The sequence below is a fragment of the Kitasatospora sp. NPDC056800 genome (assembly GCF_042789775.1).
In the GTDB taxonomy this organism is placed as follows: domain Bacteria; phylum Actinomycetota; class Actinomycetes; order Streptomycetales; family Streptomycetaceae; genus Kitasatospora.
This window is the reverse complement of record NZ_JBHUAL010000020.1, coordinates 21,744-43,014: the sequence shown is the minus strand read 5'-3', so window position 1 is coordinate 43,014 and position 21,271 is coordinate 21,744. Positions and strand designations below refer to the sequence as shown.

Here is a 21,271-nt window from a genome sequence, read left to right as displayed (position 1 = left end):
GCGCGCCGGGTTGTCGCCCCCCCCGCCGCCCCGGCCCACGGGCGGGGGGGGGCGGCCCCCCGCGGGCGCCCACCGGGCGCGACCCGGCGGCGGGGGCGGCCCGGCCCACCCGGCCCCCCCCCTTCGCGGTGTGCGTCCGCGGGCGTCAGCCGTGCTGTCTCAGCCGCGCTGGATGCCCGTGGTGTCGGCCAGCACGCCCTGGCTGCCGTCCGGCAGCTGCGCGACCAGCGCGGCGCCGCGCTGCTCGACGGCCAGGTACCAGGTGCCCGGCACGACCTCGCCGACCGGGGCACCGGCCGGGTTGTCCTTCGGGGCCAGCTGGCGCGGGGCCGGGACGGCGAACCAGAACGGCTGGAAGTCCGCCGCCGGGGCGGGCGCCTGCTGCGCGGCCGGGACCGGCTGCGGGGCCGGGGCGCCGGCGTCGTGCGGCTGGGCGGCCTGGACCGGCTGGCCGGGCTGCGGCTGGCCGGCACCCGGGTAGCCGTAGCCGCCCTGGCCGCCGAACGCCGGGTCGTGGCCCTGGGCCGGGTAGCCGTACTGGCCGGGCTGGCCGGGGGCACCCGGCTGACCGGGCTGGCCCGGGTAGCCGTACTGGCCGGGGACGGCCGCCGGGCGGTCGGCGGCCAGCGGGGCCTTCAGTGCGGGCACCAGGGGGCCCGCGGCGGCCGCGCCAGCCAGCGCGAGCAGCGCGATGAAGCCGAGCCAGGCGCCGAAGCCGTGGCTGACGACGGAGCTGGAGGTGCCGCCGCCGAGCGCCCAGACCGAGGTCCACAGCGCCGCGACGGAGAGGGCGATGCCCCACTGGTCCAGCCGCAGGCCGAGCACCTGGCGGTTGGCCGCGGCCGCACCCTGGAAGCGCTGCACCAGGATCAGCACCGCGGCGGCGATGCCGAGGAGGTAGATCGACGGCAGGATGGGGAACAGGTCCGTGCTCCACGCGTTCTGCGACGGCGGGCAGTACCGGCTGTTGCCGCAGTCCACGGTCCAGTAAGGCAGGAAGGAGGCGATGAAGAGCAGGACGGCCGCGCCTGCGACGGCGGCGTCTCCCCTGGTGAGAGCGCGCAGATTCACTAACGTTCCCCTCGTTGACGTGTCGTGGACGGTGGTTCGCGCGGTCGGGCCGACCGGCCGAAACTCCCGAACGGACCAGAAGCCTAGGCCCAACCGTCCTGCCGGTGCACGGCGGGACCGGGAATGGGGTGAAGTCGTTGCAAACCGTGCGGTCCGGGCGGAGCGTCGTCCTCCGCCGGTCGCGGCCCAACTCCCTTACCGCTCTTCGGTCTTCTCTTGGGTCGTCAGGAAAGCGGTCAGCGCGTCGGCGATCCCCCGGGCCGCCTGCTGGCGCCACTGAGGGTCCGTCATCCGCTTCGCGTCCGTCGAGTTGCGCATGTTACCGCACTCGATGAACACCTTGGGGACCGTCGAGAGGTTGAGGCCGCCCAGGTCGGAGCGGGTGTCCAGGCCGTCCTTGGCGATGTAGTCCGCGTACGGCTCGCCGGTCGCGGCGTGGAACCGGTCGCGCAGCAGGAGGCCGAGCCGGCGCGAGGGGGCGACGATCGCCGCGTTGTCCGCCTTCCCCGCCACCACCCGGGCGGGCATGATCACGTGGAACCCGCTGCCGCTCGCCGGGCCGCCGTCCCCGTGCACCGAGACCGCGACGTCGGCGTGGGCGTCGGCGCCCGCGCGGGCCCGCTCGTCGACGCACGGGCCCCAGGGCCGGTCGCCGTCCTGCACCAGGACCACCGTGGCGCCCCGGGCGGCCAGCAGGGCGCGGGCCCGGCGGGAGACGTCCAGGGTGTACTCGGCCTCGGTGTAGCCGGCGTTGGTCTCGGTGCCGGTGGTGTCGCACTCCTTGCGGGCGTTGCCGATGTCCACCTGGCGGTTGATCTCGGCGGTGTGGGTGGAGTTCCCGGGGTTGTGGCCGGGGTCGAGCAGGACGGTGCGGCCGGTCAGGACCGCGGCGTCGGCGGGCGCGGGCGGGGCGTCGGCGGCCGGGGCGGTGGACGGCGGCGGTGCGACCGGCGGGGTGAGGGGCGCGGCGGTGCCGTCGGCCGGGGCGCCGGGGTCGGCGGTGCCCGGCTGGTCCGTGGCCGTCGGGGCGGGCGGCGCCGAAGCCGGGTCGGCAGTCGGGGACGATGCGGCGGGGGCCGACGCGGCCGGGGCCGCCGTGGCGCCCGCCGGGCCGGAGTGGTCGAGGGCCCGCCAGCCGAACCAGCCCGCCGTGCAGAGCGGAACGGCCACGGCCGCGGCGGTGGTGGCGCGCAGCAGGGCGGAGCGGCGGGGCGGTCGGGGGGCGGTGCCGGTCACTGGTCGGTCAGATCCTGTCCTGGGTGCGCGGAGTCAGGCCGTAGCTCTTCGCGATCGCGTTCCACTTCGTCATGAAGTCCGTCTTCGCCTGCGTCGCCTGCGGGTTGAGCTCGTCCGCGTGCTTCTTGTCGGCGGTGGCCGGGGCCCGGCCGGTGCAGCCCTGGGCGGCGACGGCGCGCGCCCAGCTCGCGTACGCCTTGTCTATGTCGGCGGACAACTGCCAGGCGGACTTCAGGGAGTTCACCGCGTCCGCGCCGCCCGGCACGTCCGTGACGCTCAGTTGGGAGAGCTTGGCCAGCAGGGCGGTCCGCTGGCTCGCGCCGTTGTCGAAGTCCTGCGCGGCGCTCTCGATGTCGGCCTTCGGCGGGCAGCTGGTCACCTTGGCGACGGCGCTGCCGATCGGGGCCTTGGCGCTCTCGCCCTCGCTGAGCAGGCCGTCCAGCGCCTGGGCCTGCGCCTTGGCGCCCGGACCGGGAGCGGTCGAGCTCGGCGACGGCGTACCGGCGGGCGAGCCGGACGCGCTCGCGGCGGCGCTCGGCGCACCGTCCGCACCCGTGGGCGCGGGCGGCGGGTTCTCCGCGCCGGTCGCCGGGGCCGAGGCCGGGGCGGGCGCGGCCTGGCCGTCCTTGTCGCCGCCGCCCCGCAGGGCGAACAGCAGGCCGCCGCCGACCGCCAGCACCAGGAGCAGCGCGAAGCCGATCAGCAGCGGGGCCCTGCGGTTGGTCGGCCGGTCCTCGTCGTCCCCGTGGGCGGTCCCGGTCGGGTAGTCGGGCTGGGCGCCGTAGGGGAGCGGGCTGCCGTACGGGGGCTGCGCGCCGTACGGGGACTGCGGCGGGGCGGCGGGCGGCTGCAGGAGGTAGTCGTAGCCGGGCGTCTGCCGCGTCTCCTGCTGCGGGGCGTGGGACGGCGGACCCGCGTGGGAGGGGAACGGCGAGGACGCCGGCGGGGCGGCCGGGGGCGGCGGGGCGGCGCCGGGGAACAGCCGGGCGGTCGGCGGGTCGTAGCCGGGCGAGGCGGCCAGGTACGGGCGGGCGCCCAGCGGCGGGCCCTGGTCGCCGACGGCGCCGGGCGAGGGCGGCGGGGCCATCGGACCGGGCTGGGCGGCGGACTGCGGGGCCGTGGACTGCGGGGCCGCGGGAGGCTGGGGGGTGGCGGGCGCCTCGGGGACGGGCTGCGCGTCGGCCGGGCGCTGCGGGCCGCGCACCCAGCCGCCGGCGCCGCCGCGCGCGGTCGGGTCCCAGACCGCCGGAGCGCTGTTCTGCTGGTCCGTCATGTCGCTGCTGGCCCCCACCGTCCGCCGATGCTCTGCCTGGTGCTGCGCGGCCACCGTACCGTTCGAACCCCTGCCCGGCAGCCCCGGCACGACGTTAGAGCATCGGCGCGGGGCCCGGGAACGAACGGCGTCTCCTACCGGGCGGCGCGGCGCAGGACGCGCAGGGAGCCGGTCACCGAGACCTCCTCGAAGCCCTCGGCCAGCGCCCGCAGGTACACCCGGTACGGGGCCTGGCCGCCGTCCGCCGGGTCGGGGAACACGTCGTGCACCACCAGCAGGCCCTCCGGCGCCAGGTGCGGTACCCAGCCCTCGTAGTCGCCGGTCGCGTGCTCGTCGGTGTGCCCGCCGTCGATGAACACCAGGCCCAGCGGGCGCCCCCACAGCGCGGCGATCCGCGGCGAGCGGCCGACCAGCGCCACCACGTGTTCCTCCAGCCCGGCGGCGTGCAGGGCGCGGCGGAACCGCGGCAGGGTGTCCATCAGCCCGACCTCGGGGTCGACCAGGGTCGGGTCGTGGTACTCCCAGCCGGGCTGCTGCTCCTCCGAGCCGCGGTGGTGGTCGACGGTCAGCGCGACCGTCCCCGCCTCCCGGGCCGCCGCCGCGAGCAGGATCGCCGAGCGGCCGCAGTAGGTGCCGATCTCCAGCACCGGCAGCCCGGTGGTCCGGGCCGCCTCCACCACCGCCGCGTACAGCGCGAGCCCCTCGTCCACCGGCATGAACCCGGTGGCCTCCTCGAACGCCGCCAGCACCTCGGGTGCCGGCTCGGCGCTCAGCAGCAGGTCGGACATGCGGTGCTCCTCGGGGGGTCGGGACGCGGGCGGACGTGCACGGACCCTACTCGACGGTAGCGGTAGCGGCGCCGCCGGGGCGGCCGGCGCCGACCGGTGCCGACTGGTGCCGTGCGTCGCTCGGGCGGCGGTCAGCCCGCGAGCAGGTCGGCGGCGATCCGGGCGCGGTGCGGGGCCAGCTCGGCGGCGATCGCCCCGACCTCGGCGGGGGTGGCGGTGACGGCGGCCGGCCGGGCCTCAGCACGCTCGACCAGGGCGATCCGCAGGTGGGTCGGAGGGTGGGTGGAGTCCACGGCGGCGTGGTCACGGGCGCTGAGCCGCAGCAGGCGCTCGTGCTCGGTGGCGGGGACGGAGCCGAGGTGCTCGCGCAGCCGCTCCCAGAGCAGTTCCGGGGCGGGCGGCTTCGGCCGCTCGGACTGTTCGGGCCGCTCCGGGCCCCGGCCCCGGCCGCGGCGGACCGTCCGGGGGCGCCGGCGCTCCTCGGCGCGGATCCGGCCCACGGCGGTGCACACCGGGCCGAACAGCAGGAGCGTCGCGAGCATCCCGCCGGCCGCCTCGCTGCCGCCGACCCGGACGGCGAGGGCGTCCGCGCGGTACTCGGCCTGCTGCCCGGCGCGGGAGGTGAGCCGGTCGAACAGGTAGAGGCCCTGGAGCAGCAGCCAGGCGACGGCCCGCAGGACGACCGCGCCGACCAGCGCGCCGATCCGGATCAGCAGCGAGAGCTCGTCGCCGTGCGCGCGGCCCGGCCGGTCGGGCCGGACCATGCCGTACCAGGCCGCGAGCGCCGAGACCGCGCTGTGCAGCCAGAGCGAGCGGCGGTGGTCGCCGTTGACGTGGTGGCCGAACTCGTGGCCGAGCAGGGCGATCCGCTGCCGGTCGTCCAGCACCTCCCAGAACGGCAGGCCCAGTTCGAGGACGGGACGGCGGCGCAGCCCGACCAGCCCGTAGGAGGCGTTGAACTCGTCGGTGACCCGGATGACGGCCACCGGCGCGGCACCCAGCTCGGCGGCCACCCGGTCCGCCAGCCCGTACAGGGCCGGGGCCGAGGCGCGGTCGAGGACGTTCTGGTCGCGCGGCACCCGGCCGAGCCGGGGCCGCAGCGCGACCGCGACCACCAGCGCCACCACGCCCGCGCAGCGCTGCACCGTGCTCCCGGTGACGAGCAGCCAGACCGCCAGGCAGAGCAGGCCGACGGTGACCAGGTGGACCAGGCCGGCGGCGGCGGAGGCCAGCAGCCAGTCGCGGCGGGCGGTCGGGGAGTCGCCGCCGGCGGCCTGCTCCTCGAACAGCCGGTCGGTGCGGTCGGCCGCCGCCCGCTCGCGCCGGGTGGGCGCGGGAGCGCCGTCCTGACCGGGGGACAGGTTCCAGTCGCAGGCCGGGCACCAGGCGGTGAAGCGCGGGTCGGCGGTCAGCGCGGCGGCGCAGCGGGGGCAGGGCGCGCCGTGGGCGGGCTGCTCGGGGGAGGCCGGTGAGGGCGCAGGCGGGGACGTCGGTGAGGACGTCGGTGAGGACGTCGGAAGGGGTGTCGACACGGTGGTGATCATGGCGTGTCGCAGTGGTGGAAGGACAGTGAATTCGTACAGTTCCGCCGGCCGGTTGTTGTGGAACGCGTTCTAGTCGCGTCGCGCCGCCCGTGCCAGAATCGGCCCGACCGCCGATCCGAGGAACACCAGGCACCCCGGGAGCAGCACCCATGCGCGCAGCCGTCCTGCACAAGACCGGCCAGGAGACCCTCGACGTCCGCGAGGACGTGACGGCCGTGGGCTTCGGGCCGGGCACCGTACGGGTCCGGATGCGCGCCGCCAGCCTCTGCCACTCGGACCTCTCCGCGATGAGCGGCGTCCTGCCGCAGCCCGCGCCGTTCGTCCCCGGGCACGAGGGCGCCGGGGACGTGCTGGAGGTCGGCGAGGGCGTCACCGGCCTCGCCGCCGGCGACCGCGTGGTGCTCTGCTGGATGGCCCCCTGCGGCCGCTGCGACCACTGCCGCCGGGACCGCGGCCACCTCTGCATCGCCAGCCTGCGCGGCCTCGGCGCCCCGGGCTTCCGGATCGCCGAGGGCGGGCTGAGCGCCTCCGGCTTCTACGGCACCGGGGCCTTCGCCGAGGAGGTCGTGGTCGCGGCGAACGCCGTCATCAAGGTGCCCGACGACCTCCCGTACGAGGCCGCCGCGCTGATCGGCTGCGGCGTGACCACGGGCATCGGCGCCGCGGTGAACACCGCCCGGGTCGAGCCCGGCGCCTCCGTCGCGGTGATCGGCGCGGGCGGGGTCGGCGTGGCCACCGTGCAGGGCGCCCGGGTCTGCGGCGCCGGCCGGATCACCGTCGTCGACCCGGTGGCCTCGCGCCGCGAGCGCGCCCTGGCGTTCGGCGCCACCGAGGCGATCGCGCCCGAGGAGCTGAAGGCGGCGGCCAAGAAGCTGCCCGGCGGCGGCTTCGACTACGTCTTCGAGGCGGTCGGCCGCGCGGCCACCGTCCGGGCCGGCTACGAGGCCGCCCGGCGCGGCGGCGCGGTGGTCGTCATCGGCGCGGGCGCGCAGGACGACCTCGCGCAGTTCACCATGGGCGAGCTGTTCTTCAACGAGAAGCGCCTGCTGCCCTCGCTCTACGGCGGGGCGACGGTGGCGCGCACCATCGGGCTGGTCGTGGACCTCTGGCGGGCCGGGCGGATCGACCTCGACGGCATGGTCACCCACCGGGTGGGGCTCGCGGACGTCAACGAGGCGATCGCGCAGATGCGGAGCGGCGAGGCGCTGAGGACGGTCGTGGCGCTGGGCTGAGGGCGGGCCGCGGCCGGGGCGCTGCTCGGGGCTTCGCACGGAGACTTCGGGCGGAGGCTTCGCACGGAGTCGGGAAAGCCGAGGGCCCGCCGGGGGAGTCCGTGCCCTCCCGGCGGGCCCTCGTACGCGGTGCCCTGGTGGTGGTGCGGTCAGCCCAGCGCCCCGGCCGCGCGGTGGCGGCCGTGCGGGTCGGACTCCGGGCTGTCGTCGGCGGCGGAGCCACCGCGGTGGCGGCCGTGCGACGCGGTGTCCTTGGCCGTCTTCTCGTCGGCGTCGGTCCCGGTAACCGCGGGTCCGGTGGTGTCGGTGAGGGTGTCGGACATGAGAATCGTCTTTTCCGTGCGGAGGGTGCAGGTCATCGGCGCCCGGCCGGCGCCGGTGGCGCACGGTCTGGTCCCCGATCGGGCGCCCGGTACGCGCCCGTAGCCGGTGATAGCGGCCCGTGCCCCGGTCACCGTAACGGCCGGGACGGACGAGATCCTATCGAGATCATGACGCGAGTCCCGCGCTGGTCCCGGGCCCGGAAGCGGGCCTGCGGCCGACCGGCTCGCGGCGGCGCGGGGACGGCGCCCGGAGACCGCCGCGCCGGGCCGGCGGCCCGCGCCCGCCGTCCGGCGGCGGCAGCCGGGTCCGCCCGCGGTGCGGAACTGATGCGGCGCGCAACGATCATCGGCGATCATCAGTGTCCCCGCGTGTGCGGCGGAGGCCCGTTCGACCCGCTCCTCGGCGTCGGCGTCCGGACGGCGGGCCGCCCGGTCCGGCAGCACGGCCGGGGCGGGGGCGGGCAGGTCCGTGCCAAGGCCGACAAGTGGCGCCCACCTGCGGAGAGTTCACTCGGATCGCCTAGCGCGGCGTGGAGGCCGCCCGGGGCTGGCGTCTGGGCCTGGCGCCTGGGCTCGGGGCCCGAGCTTGGTGTCCGGGACGGCACCGGGCGGCGGGTCAGCCCGGGCGGCCGGTCCGCAGAAACGTGGCCAGCAGCTCGTGCAGGACGGCGGCGCCCTCATCGGCGAGCACCTCGTGCCCGGAGCCGGCCGCCTCGACGTACCGGAAGTCCTCGCCCTCGACCCGGCCGATCCGCAGCAACTCGTGCCGCAGCGAGCGGGACTGGCTCACCGGTACGACCTCGTCCCGGTTGCCGTGCACGACCAGCAGCGGCGCGCTCAGCCGGTGCGCCAGTTGCAGCACGTCGCGCGGTCCGCGGGCGTCGGCGACCTGCTCGCCGCCGCCCAGCCGGGTGGTCAACGCCCCTACGGGGGGCGCCGCTTCGGCCAGCAGCCGGGCGCCGGACAGGAACGGCGCGACCACCGCGCAGCGGGCGACCTGCTCGGCCGGCGCGTGCGAGGCCGCCAGCAGCGCCAGGAAGGCGCCGTAGCTGACCCCGAAGAGGGCCGGCGGCTCCAGGCCGAGGGCGGCGCGCTGGCCCGCGATGCCGTCCAGCAGGTACAGGACGTCGTCCAGATCGGGACCGCCCCAGGCGCCCCGGATGGCCAGCGCGTGCGCCACGCCGTAGCCGGTGGAGCCGCGCTGGTTCGGCGCGACCACCGCCAGGCCCTCGGCGGCCATCCGCTGCAGTGTCGGGTCGAACTCCAGCCGCCAGGCGTCCGCCGGGCCGCCGTGCAGCGCCAGCACCAGGTGCGGGCTGCTCAGCCAGGCGTCCCCGCCGTACACCACGGCCTCCAACGGGCCTGCCGGCCCCGCGAGTTCGAGGCTCTGCGCGGGATGCCAGCGGCCGCCGTCCCCGGGTGGGGTGCTGCCGTCGAGCCGCCAGCCGGGCGGCTCGGTCCGCACCGGGCGCACCCCGCCGGGCTGCCAGGGCAGGATGGTGTCCCGCCACGGCCCTGGCAACCCCGATGCCAGCGGCGCGAGTTGGAGCGGGAGCGGCGTCGGGCCGGAGACGGGCGGGAGCGGTCCGTGCGTCAGCAGCGTGTCGACGTCGAGGGTGGCCAGCGCCGTCGGGTGGTCGGGCGAGGAGTACGGCACGCGCAGCCCCGCCTCGCCCCAGTGGCCGACCGCGCCGAGCCGCCCGGGCGGGACCGGCAGCGGGTCCAGCCGCCCGGCCGAGGGCCGCCACAGCGCGAGCGCCGAGCCCGCGCCGTGGTCGATCTGCACCGCGACCCGGGGGCCGCCCGCCGCGACCCGCAGGGCGACCGGCCGCAGGAACATGCCCGCGACGTGCAGGCACTCGGGGAAGCGCAGCGGCTCCCCGGCGCCGAGGACGCCCCAGCCGAGCCGGTCGGTGCCGGGCGCGTCGCTGCGCACCATCGCGAACCGGCTGTCCGGGTCGAACAGCACCAGGCGGTCGTTGCTCTGCGGGCCGATCTCCAGCAGGGGGGAGGTGCGGCCGGCGCGCAGGTCGAGCACCACGCTGCGGACCAGGCCCGCGTTCACCCGGTCCAGCGCGAGCAGCGTGCCGGTACGGTCCAGCCAGGTGCCGCCGCCGTGCAACCCCGGGATCTCGGCGACCTGTTCGGGCTCGCTGCCGTCCGTGCGCACCAGCCAGGCGGTGGTCGCCGGGCGGGTGTCGCTGCCGAGCGCGACCGCCACCGGCGTCCGCGGGTCGGCGCCGGCCTGGGCGGGGAGCGGCAGGACCCGCAGGCCGGTCATCCGCAGCGAGCCCAACTGCTGTTCCAGGGCGCCGTTCCCGCCGTACGAGAGGCGGACCAGGTCGTGCCGCTCGCCGTCGTGCCGGCAGGTCAGCACCGAGCCGTCCGGCAGTGCGACCAGCTGTGAGCGCAGGCTCTCCGCGCGGTTGCCGGGCAGCGGCAGCGCGGTCGGCGCGGCCGGTCCGCCGTCCTGCGGCAGCCGCCAACTCTCCACGTACCAGCCGCTGTCGGCGGAGGAGGCGAGGCAGGCGGCGTGGCTGCCGTCGGCGGCGAAGGTGAAGCTCAGCCGGCGCAGCGTCTGGGTCATGGTTCGGGTGGCCACGTTCATGCTCCGCTCACCCCGGTGGTGCTGGACGGGCCCGCCGGGTCGGAGGGGCCTGTGGTGCCGGACGGGCCCGCGTTGCCGGACGGGTCCACGGCGCCGGGGCGGGCCGGGCCGCCGGCCTGCCCCGGCCGGGCGGCGACCCGGCCGCGGCACGACGGAGGCCCGGCGATTCGTTCCTGCACCAGGACGGCGGAGTCCTCCTGGCCGATCGGACCGACGGCGGGCGGCACCGGCCCTCGCCCGGCGGGCCGGGCCGTGTGCCGGAAGTCGCCGACGGTGACCTCCCGGTCACCGCCGCCTCCCCGGCCTCCGGCACCGGCCAGTGCCGCCCGCTCCGCCTCCGGCCACGAACCGGCCGCACCCGGTCCGCGGTCCACCGATCCCCTGTCCCCGGCCGTACGCAGCGATGTGCCCGCCCCCATTCGCCACCACATCCCTTCGTCGCGGCCGCCGCCCCCGGTGCCCACTGCTCGCGGCACCCGGGCGGCGGCCCGGCCTGATCGGTTCTTCCGGAAGGGGCGGCGGTACCGCCCCGGTACGGGAGTGCTCACCCGGATCCCGTCCGGCCCGGCACGGCACCGCCCGACTCCTGGTCGTGGCCGCCGCCGGGGCAACTCCTGTTCGCAGAAGTGAAGTTACTTTCGAGCCAACCGAAGCCTCAACGCAGAGCCGGTCACTTCACTCGTAAGGGTGCAAAGGCCTGGTTTCGAACCCGTACGGGAACCCTGCTGTGAGTAACGGACGACCGGCGCGCGGCCGCGTACGGAGCGCGCGGGGCCCGCCGGGCGCCTCTCGTCGCAGATTGACGTGCACCCGTACGCCCCCAGCTCCCCTGTCCGAACGGCCACGAGGCACCGGCCGACGCGGCCGCGACGCGTCGAGGACGGACCGAGGACGGACCGACGACGGACCGGCGGCGGCCCGGCGCCGCAGGCGCGACGCGACCCGGCCGAGACCGTTCCCCCGGCGCCCGGCCGTACGGCCGAGGCCCGACCGCCCCCGCGCGCACGGTAGTCTCGACAGGTGCCGAAACTGTCCGACGTCATCACCGCGCTCGAAGAGGTCTACCCCCCGCAGTGGGCGGAGTCCTGGGACGCCGTCGGCCTGGTCTGCGGAGACCCTCAGACCGAGGTCAACCGCGTGCTCTTCGCCGTCGACCCCGTCCAGGCGGTCGTCGACGAGGCCGTGGAGTGGGGCGCCGACCTCGTGGTCACCCACCACCCCCTCTACCTGCGCGGCACCACCAGCGTCGCCGCGACCACCTTCAAGGGCCGGGTGGTGCACACGCTGATCACCAACGGCATCGCCCTGCACGTCGCCCACACCAACGCCGACCACGCCGACCCCGGCGTCTCGGACGCGCTCGCCGAGGCGGTGGGCCTGCGGGTGACCGGCCCGCTGGTGCCGGACCCGACCGACCCGCTGGGCCGCCGCGGCACCGGCCGGATCGGCCTGCTGGAGCCCCCGCTGACCCTCTCCGCCTTCGCCGCGCAGGTGGCGGCGGGCCTGCCCGCCACCGCCGCCGGCGTCCGCGTCTCCGGCGACCCGGACCGGCTGGTCAGCCGGGTCGCGGTGTGCGGCGGCTCGGGCGACAGCTTCCTGGCCGACGTCCGGTCGGCCGGCGTGGACGCCTACCTGACCGCCGACCTGCGTCACCACCCGGCCTCCGAGGCCGCGGAGGCGTCGCCCGTCGCGCTGCTCGACGCCGCCCACTGGGCCACCGAGTGGCCCTGGCTCACCCTGGCCGAGCGGGCCCTGCTGGCCGCCGCCGACAAGCGCGGCTGGGCCGTGGAGACCAAGGTCTCCCACCGGGTCACCGACCCGTGGACCGCGCACGCCCCCATGTCCTTCACCGCCTGACCCGATTCACAGGAGCTCTCCGCTTGAACGCCGCGCCCGCCGACCAGAACCGCCTGCTCGACCTCCAGGCCATCGACTCGAAGCTCGACCAGCTGGCCCACCGGCGCCGGAGCCTGCCCGAGCACGCCGAGATCGAGAAGGTCACCGCCGACCACACCGCGCTCAAGGACCTCGTCGTCGCCGCCGAGGCCCAGAAGGGCGACACCGCCCGCGAGCTGACCAAGGCCGAGCAGGACGTCGAGCAGGTCCGCTCCCGTGCCGCCCGCAACCAGCAGCGCCTGGACTCCGGCGCGATCACCTCGCCGAAGGACCTGGAGAACCTCCAGCACGAGATCGGCTCGCTCGCCAAGCGCCAGGGCGACCTGGAGGACGTCGTGCTGGAGATCATGGAGCGCCAGGAGAGCGCCAAGAGCCGGGTCGAGGAGCTGTCCGCCCGCCTGGAGCACTCCACCGTCGTCCTCACCGAGGCCGAGGGCCGCCGCGACGCCGCCTTCGCCGAGATCGACGGGGAGGCCGAGAAGGTCAAGCGCGACCGCGAGACCGTCGCCGCCGTCATCCCGGCCGACCTGCTGAAGGTCTACACCAAGCTGCGCGAGACCCAGGGCGGCGTCGGCGCGGCCCGCCTCTACCAGCGCCGCTGCGAGGGCTGCCGCACCGAGTTCTCGATCACCGAGCTGAACGCCATCAAGGCCGAGCCGGCCGACAAGGTCGTCCGCTGCGAGAACTGCTCGCGGATCCTGGTCCGCACCTCCGACTCGGGCGTCTGATCCGGTGGCGGCGCGCTTCATCGTCGAGGCCGACGGCGGGTCCCGGGGCAACCCGGGGCCGGCCGGCTACGGCGCGGTGGTCCGTGACGGGGACACCGGGCAGATCATCGCCGAAGCCGCCGAGTTCATCGGCCACGCCACCAACAACGTGGCCGAGTACAAGGGCCTGATCGCCGGGCTCAGGGCGGCCCGCGACCTGGACCCGGACGCCTCGGTGGACGTCCGGATGGACTCCAAGCTGGTCGTCGAGCAGATGTCCGGGCGCTGGAAGATCAAGCACCCCGACATGCAGCCGCTCGCCGCCGAGGCGCGCACCGTCCTCCCGCGCGCCCGGGTCACGTACACCTGGATCCCGCGCGAGCGGAACAAGGACGCCGACCGGCTGGCCAACGAGGCGATGGACGCGGGCCGCGACGGCCGCCAGTGGGAGCCGAAGCCCAAGGCCGCGGTCGCGGCCGTCGACGAGCCGCCGCTGGAGACCGCCGCCCCCAAGGCCGGCTGGGCCGCCCCCGCCGACCTCGGCACCCCCACCACCTTCGTCCTGCTGCGCCACGGCGAGACCCCGCTCACCCCGGAGAAGCGTTTCTCCGGCAGCGGCGGCAGCGACCCGGAGCTCTCCGACAAGGGCCGCTGGCAGGCCGAGCGGGCCGCCGAGGCACTGGCCGCGCGCGGCAGCGTCCAGGCGGTCGTCGCCTCCCCGATGCTCCGCACCCGGCAGACCGCCGAGACCGTCGCCGCCCGGCTCGGCCTGGAGGTCCGGTACGAGGACGGGCTGCGCGAGGTCGACTTCGGCGCCTGGGAGGGCCTGACCTTCGCCGAGGTGCGGGAGCTCTACCCCGACGACCTGACCGCCTGGCTCGGCTCCGCCAAGGCCAAGCCGACCGGCAGCGGCGAGAGCTTCACCACGCTCACCCACCGGGCCGGCGTCGCCCGGGACAAGATCCTCGCCCGGTACGCGGGGAAGACCGTGCTGGTGGTCTCGCACGTCAGCCCGATCAAGACCCTGGTCCGGCTGGCGCTCGGCGCCCCGCCGGACTCGATGTACCGGATGGAGCTGTCCGCCGCCTCGATCTGCGCCGTCCAGTACTACGCGGACGGCAACGCCTCGGTGCGGCTGCTCAACGACACCTCGCACCTGCGCTAGGGCCCGTCGTCACCGGGGTGCTCAGTGCACCTCGGTGACCACCACGTCCAGCTGCCACGGCTTGCGCGCTGTGCCCTCCGCCGCCAGCTCGACGTGGTGGCCCAGCTCCAGCAGCGCGTCCATCAGCTCGCCGGGGGTCTTCGGCTCCGCCCCGGCCGCCAGCAGGTCCCGGACGATCCGCCCCTTGGTCGCCTTGTTGAAGTGGCTGACCACGCTGCGCTTGCCGTTCCGCTCCTGGAGCACCCGGACGGTCGCGGTCCGGGCGGCCACCTCGCCGGCCGGCTTCCAGGCCGCCGCGTACGCGGAACTGCGCAGGTCCAGCACCAGCCCGTCCGCGACCTCGGGGAGCACGGGGGCCATCGCGCTCCGCCAGTACGCCCCGAGCGCCCCCAGCTGCGGGAGCTTGACGCCCATCGAGCAGCGGTAGGACGGAATCCGGTCGGAGATCCGCACGGCGCCCCAGAGACCGGAGAAGACCAGCAGCGAACGCTCGGCCCGGTCGTACGCGGCCGCGTCCAGGGTGGCCAGGCCGAGGTTGTCGAACAGCACCCCGGTGTACACCTCGCCCGCCGGACGGGCACCCGCCGTCGGCAGCCCGGCGTTCTTGGCGACCTCGCCGCGCAGACCGGGGGAGAGGCCGAGCACCTCGGAGGCGGCGTCCTCGTCACCCCGGCACAGGCCCACCAGCGCGTCCAGCACCGCGCCGCGCGCCGCCGTCAGCCCCGGCAGCGACAGCCGCTCCAGCGCCACCGGCCCGCCGTCCCCGGACCCGGCCTTGCCCTCCGAGGGCGGCAACAGCACCAGCACAGCGGACTCCTCAACAATCTGTGGCGGACGAACCCCGCAACCCTACTGCGGCCGCCCCGGCCCCCAGCGCCACACAGAGCGGCGAGTAGTACCGCACGTTCAGCCGCCGGAACCGCTCCGAACGCTCACTCACCCGGCCGAACACCACCGGCCCGGCCACCCCGCGCGCCAGCAGCACCCCCGCCACCACCCGCACCCCGGCCCGCCGCAGCCGCCGCGGCCCCACCTGCGGCAGCACCCCGGCCTCCGCCCCCACCAGGTACGCCCCCGCCCCCAGCGCCCCCGCCACCGCCAGGCACGCGCCCACCGGCGGCACCCCCTCGCCCTGCCCCACCACGACGTCCGCGAACTCCTCCGCCGACCCCAGCGGCCACGGCGTCACCGCCCACACCGCGTGCAGCGCCCCCGTCGCCCCCAGCACCGCAGCCACCACACCCCCGGCCACCTTCACCGCACCCATCGCCCAAACCCCCTTCGTGCACGGCCACTTGCCCCCACCGTACGAGTGCTTACGCCGCCGCCGGGCAGAGCCTGGCCCGGAACCGCCCGGCCCCGCTCTACCCTGGCGTGCATGCCTCGCCGAAAACTGCGCGTCAAGGCCGCCGACTCCGCCCGGATCAACACCGAGCTGACCGAGCTCCGCACCCGCCTGGAGGTCCACACCGAGTGGCCGCGGGCCGTGCTCGCCGAGGCGGAGGAGGCGGCCGAGCGCCCCCGGCTGCCGGAGTACGACGCCACCGACCTGCCGCTGTTCACGGTCGACCCGCCCGGCTCCCGCGACCTCGACCAGGCCGTGCACCTCGCCCACCGGCCCGGCGGCGGCTACCGGGTGCACTACGCGATCGCCGACGTCGCCGCGTTCGTCCACCCCGGCGGCGCGATCGACACCGAGGCCCGCCGCCGGGTCGAGACCCTCTACTTCCCCGACCACCGCGTCCCGCTGCACCCCACCCGGATCTCCGAGGACGCCGCCAGCCTGCTGCCCGGCGAGCCCCGCCCGGCCCTGCTCTGGCAGCTGGACCTGGACGCCGACGGCGCCGTCGTCCTCGCCGACCTGCGCCGCGCCCTGGTCCGCTCGCACCGCCGGCTGGACTACGCCGCGGTCGAGCGCGCGGTGGACCTCGGCGGCGCCGACGAGCAGCTCGCCCTGTTCGCGACCGTCGGACGGCTGCGCGAGGAGCAGGAGCGCGCCCGCGGCGGGATCAGCCTGCCGGTGCCCGAACAGGAGGTCGAGGAGACCCTGCACGGCTACGTCCTCGGCTACCGCGCCCCCGGCCCCGCCGACGGCTGGAACGCCCAGATCTCCCTGCTCACCGGCATGGCCGCGGCCGACCTGATGCTCGACGCCGGCGTCGGCCTGCTGCGCACCCTGCCCGCCGCGCCCGCCACCGGGTACGAGCGGCTGCGCCGGATCGCCGCCGCCCTCGACGTGGACTGGCCGCAGGCCGTCCCGTACCCCGAACTGATCCGTTCCCTCGACCCGGACGTCCCGCTCAACGCCGCCTTCCTCAACGCCTGTACGGGCCTGCTGCGCGGCGCCGGCTACCACGCCTTCGACGAGTCCCGCGGCCTGCCCGCCCCCGCCGAGCCGGAGCACGCCGCGCTCGCCGCCCCGTACGCGCACTGCACCGCGCCGCTGCGCCGCCTCGGCGACCGCTTCGCCCAGGAGGTGTGCGCGGCGGTGGCGGCGGGCGAGGACGTGCCGGAGTGGGTGCGCGAGGCGCTGCCGGCCGTCCCGGCGCTGATGGCGGGCGGGGACCGCCGCGCCGCGGAGGTCGAACGGGCCTGCGTGGACCTGGTGGAGGCGGAGCTGCTCGCGGGCCGGGAGGGCGAGGACTTCGCCGCCGTGGTCATCGACGTGGACGAGCGGCGGCCCGGCTCCGGCACCGTCCAGCTGCGCGACCCGGCCGTCCGGGCCCGCTGCGACACGGCCGCGGACGGGCTGCCGCTCGGCCGGGTGATCGACGTCCGGCTGACGACGGCCGACCCGGCCACCCGGACCGTCCGCTTCACGGCGGTCTAGCGGGCCGCGTCCCCGTGCCACCTGGATTACGCCACCCGCCACCCGGACGCGCGGCTCACCCGCCCAGGCCCGCCCCGCGGTGGGAGGATCGGTCCCGTGCCCGCCCCCCAGCCCCGCGCCGCCGCAGCCGCGCCCGCCCCCGGGCCCGCGCTCGGGCGCCGCCGCCGTCTGCTCGTCCTGGCGATCTGCTGCCTGAGCCTGTTCATCGTCGGCCTCGACAACACCGTGGTGAACATCGCCCTGCCGGTGATCCAGCGGGACCTGGACGCCCCGGCGTCCGGGCTGCAGTGGATCATCGACGCCTACACCCTGGTGCTGGCCTCGCTGCTGATGCTGTTCGGCTCGGTGGCCGACCGCTTCGGCCGCCGCCGGGTGTTCCAGACCGGCCTGGTCTGCTTCGCGCTCGGCTCGCTGCTGTGCAGCCAGGCGCCGAGCCTGGGCTGGCTGGTGGCGTTCCGGGCGCTCCAGGCGGTGGGCGGCTCGATGCTCAACCCGGTGGCGATGTCGATCATCACCAACACCTTCACCGACCCGAAGGAGCGGGCCCGGGCGATCGGCGTCTGGGGCGGCGTGGTCGGCATCTCGATGGCGCTCGGCCCGCTGCTCGGCGGCTTCCTGGTGGACGGCGCGGGCTGGCCGTCGATCTTCCTGATCAACGTCCCGGTGGCGCTCGCCGCCATCGCGCTGACCGCCCGCTACGTCCCGGAGTCCCGCGCCCCCCGGCCGCGCCGGCTGGACCCGGTGGGGCAGCTGCTGATGATCGTGCTGCTCGGCTGCGGCACCGCCGCGATCATCGAGGGCCCGGCCAACGGCTGGACCTCCCCGCTGATCCTCACCCTGGCCGCGACCGCGCTGGCCGCGCTGGTCGCCTTCCCGCTCTGGGAGCGGCGGGTGGCCGAGCCGCTGGTGGACCCCCGGTTCTTCGCCAGCGTGCCGTTCACCGGCGCCGCCGTCACCGCGGTCTGCGCGTTCGCCGCGCTCGGCGGCTTCCTCTTCCTCAGCACCCTCTACCTCCAGGACGTCCGGCACTACAGCCCGGTCGAGGCCGGCCTGTGGACGCTGCCGATGGCCGGGATGATGCTGGTCTGCGCGCCGCTGTCCGGACGGATCGTCGCCGGCCGGGGCCCGCGCCTGCCGCTGGTCGCGGCCGGGATCGGCCTCGCCGCGAGCGGGCTGCTGCTCACCCGGCTCGCCGCCGACTCCCCGCCGGCCCTGCTGCTGGTCGCGTACGCGCTGTTCGGCTTCGGCTTCGGCATGGTGAACGCGCCGATCACCAACGCCGCCGTCGCGGGGATGCCGCGGGCCCAGGCGGGCGTGGCGGCGGCGGTCGCCTCGACCAGCCGTCAGGTCGGCCAGTCGCTGGGCGTGGCGGTGATCGGTACGGTCGTCACCGCGGCCGTGGTCGGACCGGTCGCGACCGGTTTCGCCCCGGCCAGCCACGCCGGCTGGTGGATCCTGGTCGGCCTCGGCGGCGCCGTCCTCGCCCTCGGCCTGGCCACCACCACCGCCCGGGCGAGCGCGACGGCGGCCCGGGTGGCCGCCCGCCTCGGCGCCGAGGCGCCGGCCGTCCGGTCCGGTGTACGGGAGGCGCCGCCCGAGCGGCTACGATGACCACTACGGCGGAAGAGCCGGCCGGGCGGTCGCGACGGGTCCCAGACCCGCCGAGGAACGTCCGGGCTCCACAGAGCAGGGTGGTGGGTAACGCCCACCCGGGGTGACCCGCGGGACAGTGCCACAGAAAACAGACCGCCCACCGCTTTTCGTGGTGGGTAAGGGTGAAACGGTGGTGTAAGAGACCACCAGCGACCGGGGTGACCCGGCCGGCTAGGTAAACCCCACCTGGAGCAAGGTCAAGATCGGCGCCCTCGGGCGCCGTGCGCGGACGATTGAAGGCTGCTCGCCCGAGTCCGCGGGTGGACCGCACGAGGCTGTCGGCAACGGCAGCCCTAGATGGATGGCCGCCTCCCCGGGCCGCGCAAGCAACCCGGGAGACAGAACCCGGCGTACAGGCCGACTCTTCCGCCCCCTTTTCCCGCCCGCCGGTCAGGCGGGGCGGGCGCCGACCGCGTCGCGGATCTGGTCGCCGAGGCCGCCGTTGACGCGGGCGCAGTTGGCGCAGCAGAAGAACATGCCGGCGACTTCGACGCCGTGGCCGACGATGCGGACGTCGCACTGTTCGCAGCGTGGGGCGAGCTTCTCCATCGCGCACTCGAAGCTGTCGAAGGTGTAGGTGTCGCCGGTGACCGTCCTGATCTCGAAGGCCAGCCAGTAGTCGTTGCCGCAGGTGACGCAGATGGCCATGGCGGCCGTCTCCTTCCGGTGGGGCCGACCCCGGCGGGGCGGCTCGTCTCCCAGTGTCGAAGGCCCGGTCGGCGGCGGCCACCCGGAGGGGGCGGGCGGGGGCTCAGGCGGAGCCGGCGGCGAGGTCCTCCAGGGCGCGGACGGCGCGGTCGGCGTCGGCGGCGGCGACGAACAGGTGGTCGTGGTGGAAGCCGGCCACCACGTTGCAGCTGATGCCCTCCTCGGCGAGCCGGCCGGACACGGCGGCGGTCAGTCCGACGGCCTCCAGCGCCGAGTGGATCCGCAGGGTGATCCAGGCCGCCACGTACTCGTAGCGCAGCCCGAGCGCGTCCGCCTCCTCCTGGGCGATCACCATCGTGACCCCCTCGGGTTCGGCGACGGTCACCACCGGCCGCATGCCGGCGGGCACCCGGGCGGGGAGCGTGCAGTAGACGTACCGCCCGGGGTTGAGCTGCGGGCTCATGCCGCGCAGCAGCGTCGCGAGGTCTCGTTCTGCGGCCATGCCCGCCACCGTAGCGGCTGGGCGGGGGCTGCGCGGTGCTCCGTGGGCGTGTCGGAATCCGTTGACGAGCGACAGTCACCGATATATCGTCGAACTATCGAGACAGTGACTCGACTGCCTCGTTGAACCTCAGAGATTCGAGGAGGTGGGCGCGATGCGCTCAGAACGTCAAGGAAGGCGATTCCGCTGGGAGGGCCCGCGCGGCGGTGACGGTGGCGGCCCCGGTGGCCTCGGCGGCGGCGGTCGGCGCCGCGGGCCGGGCCCGGGGCCGGAGTTCCGGGGGATGCCCGGGGAGGGCTTCGAGGGCCGGGAGGCGTTCGGCGGGTTCGGCCCGCCGTTCGGTGGCGGCGGTCCCGGCCGGCCGATGGGCGGCCCGTACGGGCACGGCTTCGGCGGGCACGGCGGCCGGCGCGGTGGCCCGCACGGGCGGCGCGGCGGGCGGGCCCGGCGCGGTGACGTCCGGGCCTCGCTGCTGGCGCTGCTCAAGGAGCGGCCGATGCACGGCTACGAGATGATCGCCGAGATCGCCGAGCGGACCGGCGGGGCCTGGCGGCCCAGCCCGGGGTCGATCTACCCCAACCTCCAGCTGCTGGAGGAGGAGGGCCTGATCACCGCGGAGGAGGTCGGCGGCAAGCGGCTGGTCTCGCTCACCGAGGCAGGCCGGGCCGAGGCCGACGCCGGGCCGGCCGAGCCGTGGGCGGAGGCCGGCCGGGAGGTCGACTGGGAGGCCGTCCAGGAGGTCGGCCAGGCGCTCGCCGCCGTCGACCAGGCGATCCGCCAGGTCATGGCCACGGGCACCGAGGCGCAGCGCGCCAAGGGCCTGACGGTGCTGACCGAGGCCCGCAAGAAGCTGTACCTCATCCTCGCCGAGGATGACTGACCGACCGGGGGGAGCGGGACGGGCGGTGCTGCTGCCCGGGTGGCCCGAGCGGTCCGGGCGGCCGGGGGGAGGGCCTCACGGCCGGACCGTGAACAGGGCCACGCACACCAGCAGCAGCACCGCCCAGCCGAACCAGAGCCAGGGGTTCGGCTCGATGACCACGCTGTAGAGGCACACCGCCAGGAGCAGCACCCCGGTGACGCCGGCGACCTCCCGGTTGTGGTGCCGGACCGCCCGGGAGCGGTCCCGCGGGTGCCGTACCGTCCTCGCCATGCCGACCTCCGGGGGAGACTGCGGCCGACCTCCGGGGGGACCGCGGAGGGAGGGGGCGGCCGTCAGCCGGAGGCCGCCTCGTCGTACTCGTAGCGCCAGAACCAGCTCAGGCCCCGAACCTGCTTGCTCCGGACGTACACCAGTGTGCGCGCGGGAGTCCCGCCGTGCGCGGGGACCGGGACCTTGTACTTCTTGGGCACGCCGAGCATCGGCCCCAGCGGGATGGGGAGGATCTTCCCGTCCAGGGGGCCGCCGACGAATGCGGTGTCCGCGCTCTTCATCCCTCCAGGGTCTCACCTCCGCGGACGAGCCCGGGGCGCACCCGTGGGCCGCACCCGCGGCCGTCGCCGGGAGTGTGACCGGAGAGGCACCGCCCCCGGTCATCCGGAGGCCCTCCGCACCCTTATCCTTCCTGTTACGCCCTCGGGGTCCACCCGGGTCAGCGGGCCCGTACGGGCCGGGCGAGGCGCGAATCCGCGCGCCCTCCGGCCGATTTGGCGCGGACAGCGTGCTGCCGCGACTGCGTACCGTGACCCGGGCGTCGGCCGTCCGGTGACCCCGGGCCGCGGCCGGCAGGGCGCCGACGTCAGGGCCGAGCACCCCGGGAAGCAGACGGGGGCGCCGTGCGTTGCGTCGGAGTGG

General features: G+C 76.3%; 21 protein-coding genes and 1 other RNA gene. 8 read left to right on the top strand and 14 right to left on the bottom strand.

Annotated elements, in window-relative coordinates; all coding sequences use genetic code 11:
• Window positions 1–159: 159 nt before the first annotated feature.
• The 5 genes from ACFRQN_RS07120 to ACFRQN_RS07100 form a co-directional block, all read right to left on the bottom strand.
• A complete protein-coding gene (locus ACFRQN_RS07120) occupies window positions 160–1,071 on the bottom strand; it encodes a hypothetical protein (RefSeq protein WP_074000831.1) in 912 nt (303 codons plus the stop codon).
• Window positions 1,072–1,266: 195 nt separating this feature from the next.
• Window positions 1,267–2,307 (bottom strand): N-acetylmuramoyl-L-alanine amidase, encoded by a 1,041-nt coding sequence (locus tag ACFRQN_RS07115; RefSeq protein WP_380738837.1) that lies wholly within the window; start codon window positions 2,305–2,307, stop codon window positions 1,267–1,269.
• 7 nt (window positions 2,308–2,314) lie between these two features.
• Window positions 2,315–3,580, bottom strand: a complete 1,266-nt coding sequence (locus ACFRQN_RS07110; RefSeq protein WP_380738835.1) for a hypothetical protein — start codon at window positions 3,578–3,580, stop codon at window positions 2,315–2,317.
• 134 nt (window positions 3,581–3,714) lie between these two features.
• Window positions 3,715–4,368 (bottom strand): class I SAM-dependent methyltransferase, encoded by a 654-nt coding sequence (locus ACFRQN_RS07105; protein WP_380738833.1) that lies wholly within the window; start codon window positions 4,366–4,368, stop codon window positions 3,715–3,717.
• A 131-nt stretch (window positions 4,369–4,499) separates the two neighbouring features.
• Entirely contained in the window at window positions 4,500–5,900 is a 1,401-nt protein-coding gene (locus tag ACFRQN_RS07100) for a M48 family metallopeptidase (protein WP_380738831.1), read from the bottom strand.
• A gap of 161 nt (window positions 5,901–6,061) precedes the next feature.
• Here ACFRQN_RS07100 and ACFRQN_RS07095 point away from each other — a divergent pair, with 161 nt between their 5' ends.
• Window positions 6,062–7,144: an alcohol dehydrogenase catalytic domain-containing protein gene (locus ACFRQN_RS07095; protein ID WP_380738829.1), complete on the top strand. Its 1,083-nt coding sequence runs from the start codon at window positions 6,062–6,064 to the stop codon at window positions 7,142–7,144.
• Window positions 7,145–7,293: 149 nt separating this feature from the next.
• On the opposite strand, the gene ACFRQN_RS07090 is transcribed toward ACFRQN_RS07095, so the two are convergent.
• From ACFRQN_RS07090 to ACFRQN_RS07080, 3 genes are all read right to left on the bottom strand, one after another.
• Complete coding sequence (locus ACFRQN_RS07090) at window positions 7,294–7,467, bottom strand: hypothetical protein (protein WP_158077660.1); 174 nt, start codon at window positions 7,465–7,467, stop codon at window positions 7,294–7,296.
• 616 nt (window positions 7,468–8,083) lie between these two features.
• Window positions 8,084–10,069 carry an alpha/beta hydrolase family protein gene (locus ACFRQN_RS07085; RefSeq protein ID WP_380738827.1) on the bottom strand — a complete coding sequence of 662 codons (1,986 nt, stop codon included), beginning with the start codon at window positions 10,067–10,069 and terminating at the stop codon, window positions 8,084–8,086.
• 2 nt (window positions 10,070–10,071) lie between these two features.
• Window positions 10,072–10,449 (bottom strand): hypothetical protein, encoded by a 378-nt coding sequence (locus ACFRQN_RS07080; RefSeq protein WP_380738825.1) that lies wholly within the window; start codon window positions 10,447–10,449, stop codon window positions 10,072–10,074.
• A 646-nt stretch (window positions 10,450–11,095) separates the two neighbouring features.
• On the opposite strand from ACFRQN_RS07080, the gene ACFRQN_RS07075 reads away from it, so the two are divergent.
• The 3 genes from ACFRQN_RS07075 to ACFRQN_RS07065 are packed head-to-tail and all read left to right on the top strand — an operon-like array spanning window position 11,096 to window position 13,843.
• Window positions 11,096–11,932, top strand: coding sequence for a Nif3-like dinuclear metal center hexameric protein (locus ACFRQN_RS07075; RefSeq protein WP_049659175.1), 837 nt, complete (start codon window positions 11,096–11,098; stop codon window positions 11,930–11,932).
• A 23-nt stretch (window positions 11,933–11,955) separates the two neighbouring features.
• Window positions 11,956–12,699: a zinc ribbon domain-containing protein gene (locus tag ACFRQN_RS07070; protein ID WP_049659174.1), complete on the top strand. Its 744-nt coding sequence runs from the start codon at window positions 11,956–11,958 to the stop codon at window positions 12,697–12,699.
• 4 nt (window positions 12,700–12,703) lie between these two features.
• Window positions 12,704–13,843: a bifunctional RNase H/acid phosphatase gene (locus tag ACFRQN_RS07065; protein WP_380738823.1), complete on the top strand. Its 1,140-nt coding sequence runs from the start codon at window positions 12,704–12,706 to the stop codon at window positions 13,841–13,843.
• A gap of 21 nt (window positions 13,844–13,864) precedes the next feature.
• Here ACFRQN_RS07065 and yaaA read toward each other — a convergent pair whose 3' ends face one another.
• The gene (gene yaaA / locus ACFRQN_RS07060) at window positions 13,865–14,650 is read right to left on the bottom strand and encodes a peroxide stress protein YaaA (protein WP_049659172.1); all 786 of its coding nucleotides are present in this window, start codon (window positions 14,648–14,650) and stop codon (window positions 13,865–13,867) included.
• 10 nt (window positions 14,651–14,660) lie between these two features.
• Complete coding sequence (locus tag ACFRQN_RS07055; protein ID WP_079271747.1) at window positions 14,661–15,110, bottom strand: DUF3995 domain-containing protein; 450 nt, start codon at window positions 15,108–15,110, stop codon at window positions 14,661–14,663.
• 111 nt (window positions 15,111–15,221) lie between these two features.
• Between ACFRQN_RS07055 and ACFRQN_RS07050 the strand changes: the two genes are divergently transcribed.
• The 3 genes from ACFRQN_RS07050 (at window position 15,222) to rnpB (ending at window position 18,695) form a co-directional block, all read left to right on the top strand.
• A complete protein-coding gene (locus ACFRQN_RS07050; RefSeq protein ID WP_117487492.1) occupies window positions 15,222–16,673 on the top strand; it encodes an RNB domain-containing ribonuclease in 1,452 nt (483 codons plus the stop codon).
• Window positions 16,674–16,769: 96 nt separating this feature from the next.
• Window positions 16,770–18,284, top strand: coding sequence for an MFS transporter (locus ACFRQN_RS07045; RefSeq protein ID WP_082346113.1), 1,515 nt, complete (start codon window positions 16,770–16,772; stop codon window positions 18,282–18,284).
• A gap of 13 nt (window positions 18,285–18,297) precedes the next feature.
• Window positions 18,298–18,695, top strand: an RNA gene (gene rnpB / locus ACFRQN_RS07040) — RNase P RNA component class A.
• A gap of 21 nt (window positions 18,696–18,716) precedes the next feature.
• On the opposite strand, the gene ACFRQN_RS07035 is transcribed toward rnpB, so the two are convergent.
• Together ACFRQN_RS07035 and ACFRQN_RS07030 are read right to left on the bottom strand one after the other, a co-directional pair.
• The gene (locus ACFRQN_RS07035) at window positions 18,717–18,974 is read right to left on the bottom strand and encodes a hypothetical protein (protein WP_049658025.1); all 258 of its coding nucleotides are present in this window, start codon (window positions 18,972–18,974) and stop codon (window positions 18,717–18,719) included.
• A 103-nt stretch (window positions 18,975–19,077) separates the two neighbouring features.
• Window positions 19,078–19,476, bottom strand: coding sequence for an ACT domain-containing protein (locus tag ACFRQN_RS07030; RefSeq protein WP_074000845.1), 399 nt, complete (start codon window positions 19,474–19,476; stop codon window positions 19,078–19,080).
• A gap of 154 nt (window positions 19,477–19,630) precedes the next feature.
• Between ACFRQN_RS07030 and ACFRQN_RS07025 the strand changes: the two genes are divergently transcribed.
• Window positions 19,631–20,356, top strand: coding sequence for a PadR family transcriptional regulator (locus ACFRQN_RS07025; RefSeq protein WP_117487491.1), 726 nt, complete (start codon window positions 19,631–19,633; stop codon window positions 20,354–20,356).
• 75 nt (window positions 20,357–20,431) lie between these two features.
• Here ACFRQN_RS07025 and ACFRQN_RS07020 read toward each other — a convergent pair whose 3' ends face one another.
• Both ACFRQN_RS07020 and ACFRQN_RS07015 read right to left on the bottom strand, forming a co-directional pair.
• Window positions 20,432–20,629, bottom strand: coding sequence for a hypothetical protein (locus tag ACFRQN_RS07020; protein WP_074000847.1), 198 nt, complete (start codon window positions 20,627–20,629; stop codon window positions 20,432–20,434).
• Between the two features lie 62 nt (window positions 20,630–20,691).
• Window positions 20,692–20,910 (bottom strand): hypothetical protein, encoded by a 219-nt coding sequence (locus ACFRQN_RS07015; RefSeq protein ID WP_053112518.1) that lies wholly within the window; start codon window positions 20,908–20,910, stop codon window positions 20,692–20,694.
• Window positions 20,911–21,271: the final 361 nt, after the last annotated feature.

Coding starts and splice junctions, on each gene's coding strand:
- ACFRQN_RS07020 (WP_074000847.1), bottom strand. CDS start 20,629: ATGGCGAGGACGGTACGGCACCCGCGGGACCGCTCCCGGGCGGTCCGG.
- ACFRQN_RS07025 (WP_117487491.1), top strand. CDS start 19,631: ATGCGCTCAGAACGTCAAGGAAGGCGATTCCGCTGGGAGGGCCCGCGC.
- ACFRQN_RS07050 (WP_117487492.1), top strand. CDS start 15,222: ATGCCTCGCCGAAAACTGCGCGTCAAGGCCGCCGACTCCGCCCGGATC.
- ACFRQN_RS07110 (WP_380738835.1), bottom strand. CDS start 3,580: ATGACGGACCAGCAGAACAGCGCTCCGGCGGTCTGGGACCCGACCGCG.
- ACFRQN_RS07055 (WP_079271747.1), bottom strand. CDS start 15,110: ATGGGTGCGGTGAAGGTGGCCGGGGGTGTGGTGGCTGCGGTGCTGGGG.
- ACFRQN_RS07015 (WP_053112518.1), bottom strand. CDS start 20,910: ATGAAGAGCGCGGACACCGCATTCGTCGGCGGCCCCCTGGACGGGAAG.
- ACFRQN_RS07030 (WP_074000845.1), bottom strand. CDS start 19,476: ATGGCCGCAGAACGAGACCTCGCGACGCTGCTGCGCGGCATGAGCCCG.
- ACFRQN_RS07105 (WP_380738833.1), bottom strand. CDS start 4,368: ATGTCCGACCTGCTGCTGAGCGCCGAGCCGGCACCCGAGGTGCTGGCG.
- ACFRQN_RS07095 (WP_380738829.1), top strand. CDS start 6,062: ATGCGCGCAGCCGTCCTGCACAAGACCGGCCAGGAGACCCTCGACGTC.
- ACFRQN_RS07090 (WP_158077660.1), bottom strand. CDS start 7,467: ATGTCCGACACCCTCACCGACACCACCGGACCCGCGGTTACCGGGACC.
- ACFRQN_RS07035 (WP_049658025.1), bottom strand. CDS start 18,974: ATGGCCATCTGCGTCACCTGCGGCAACGACTACTGGCTGGCCTTCGAG.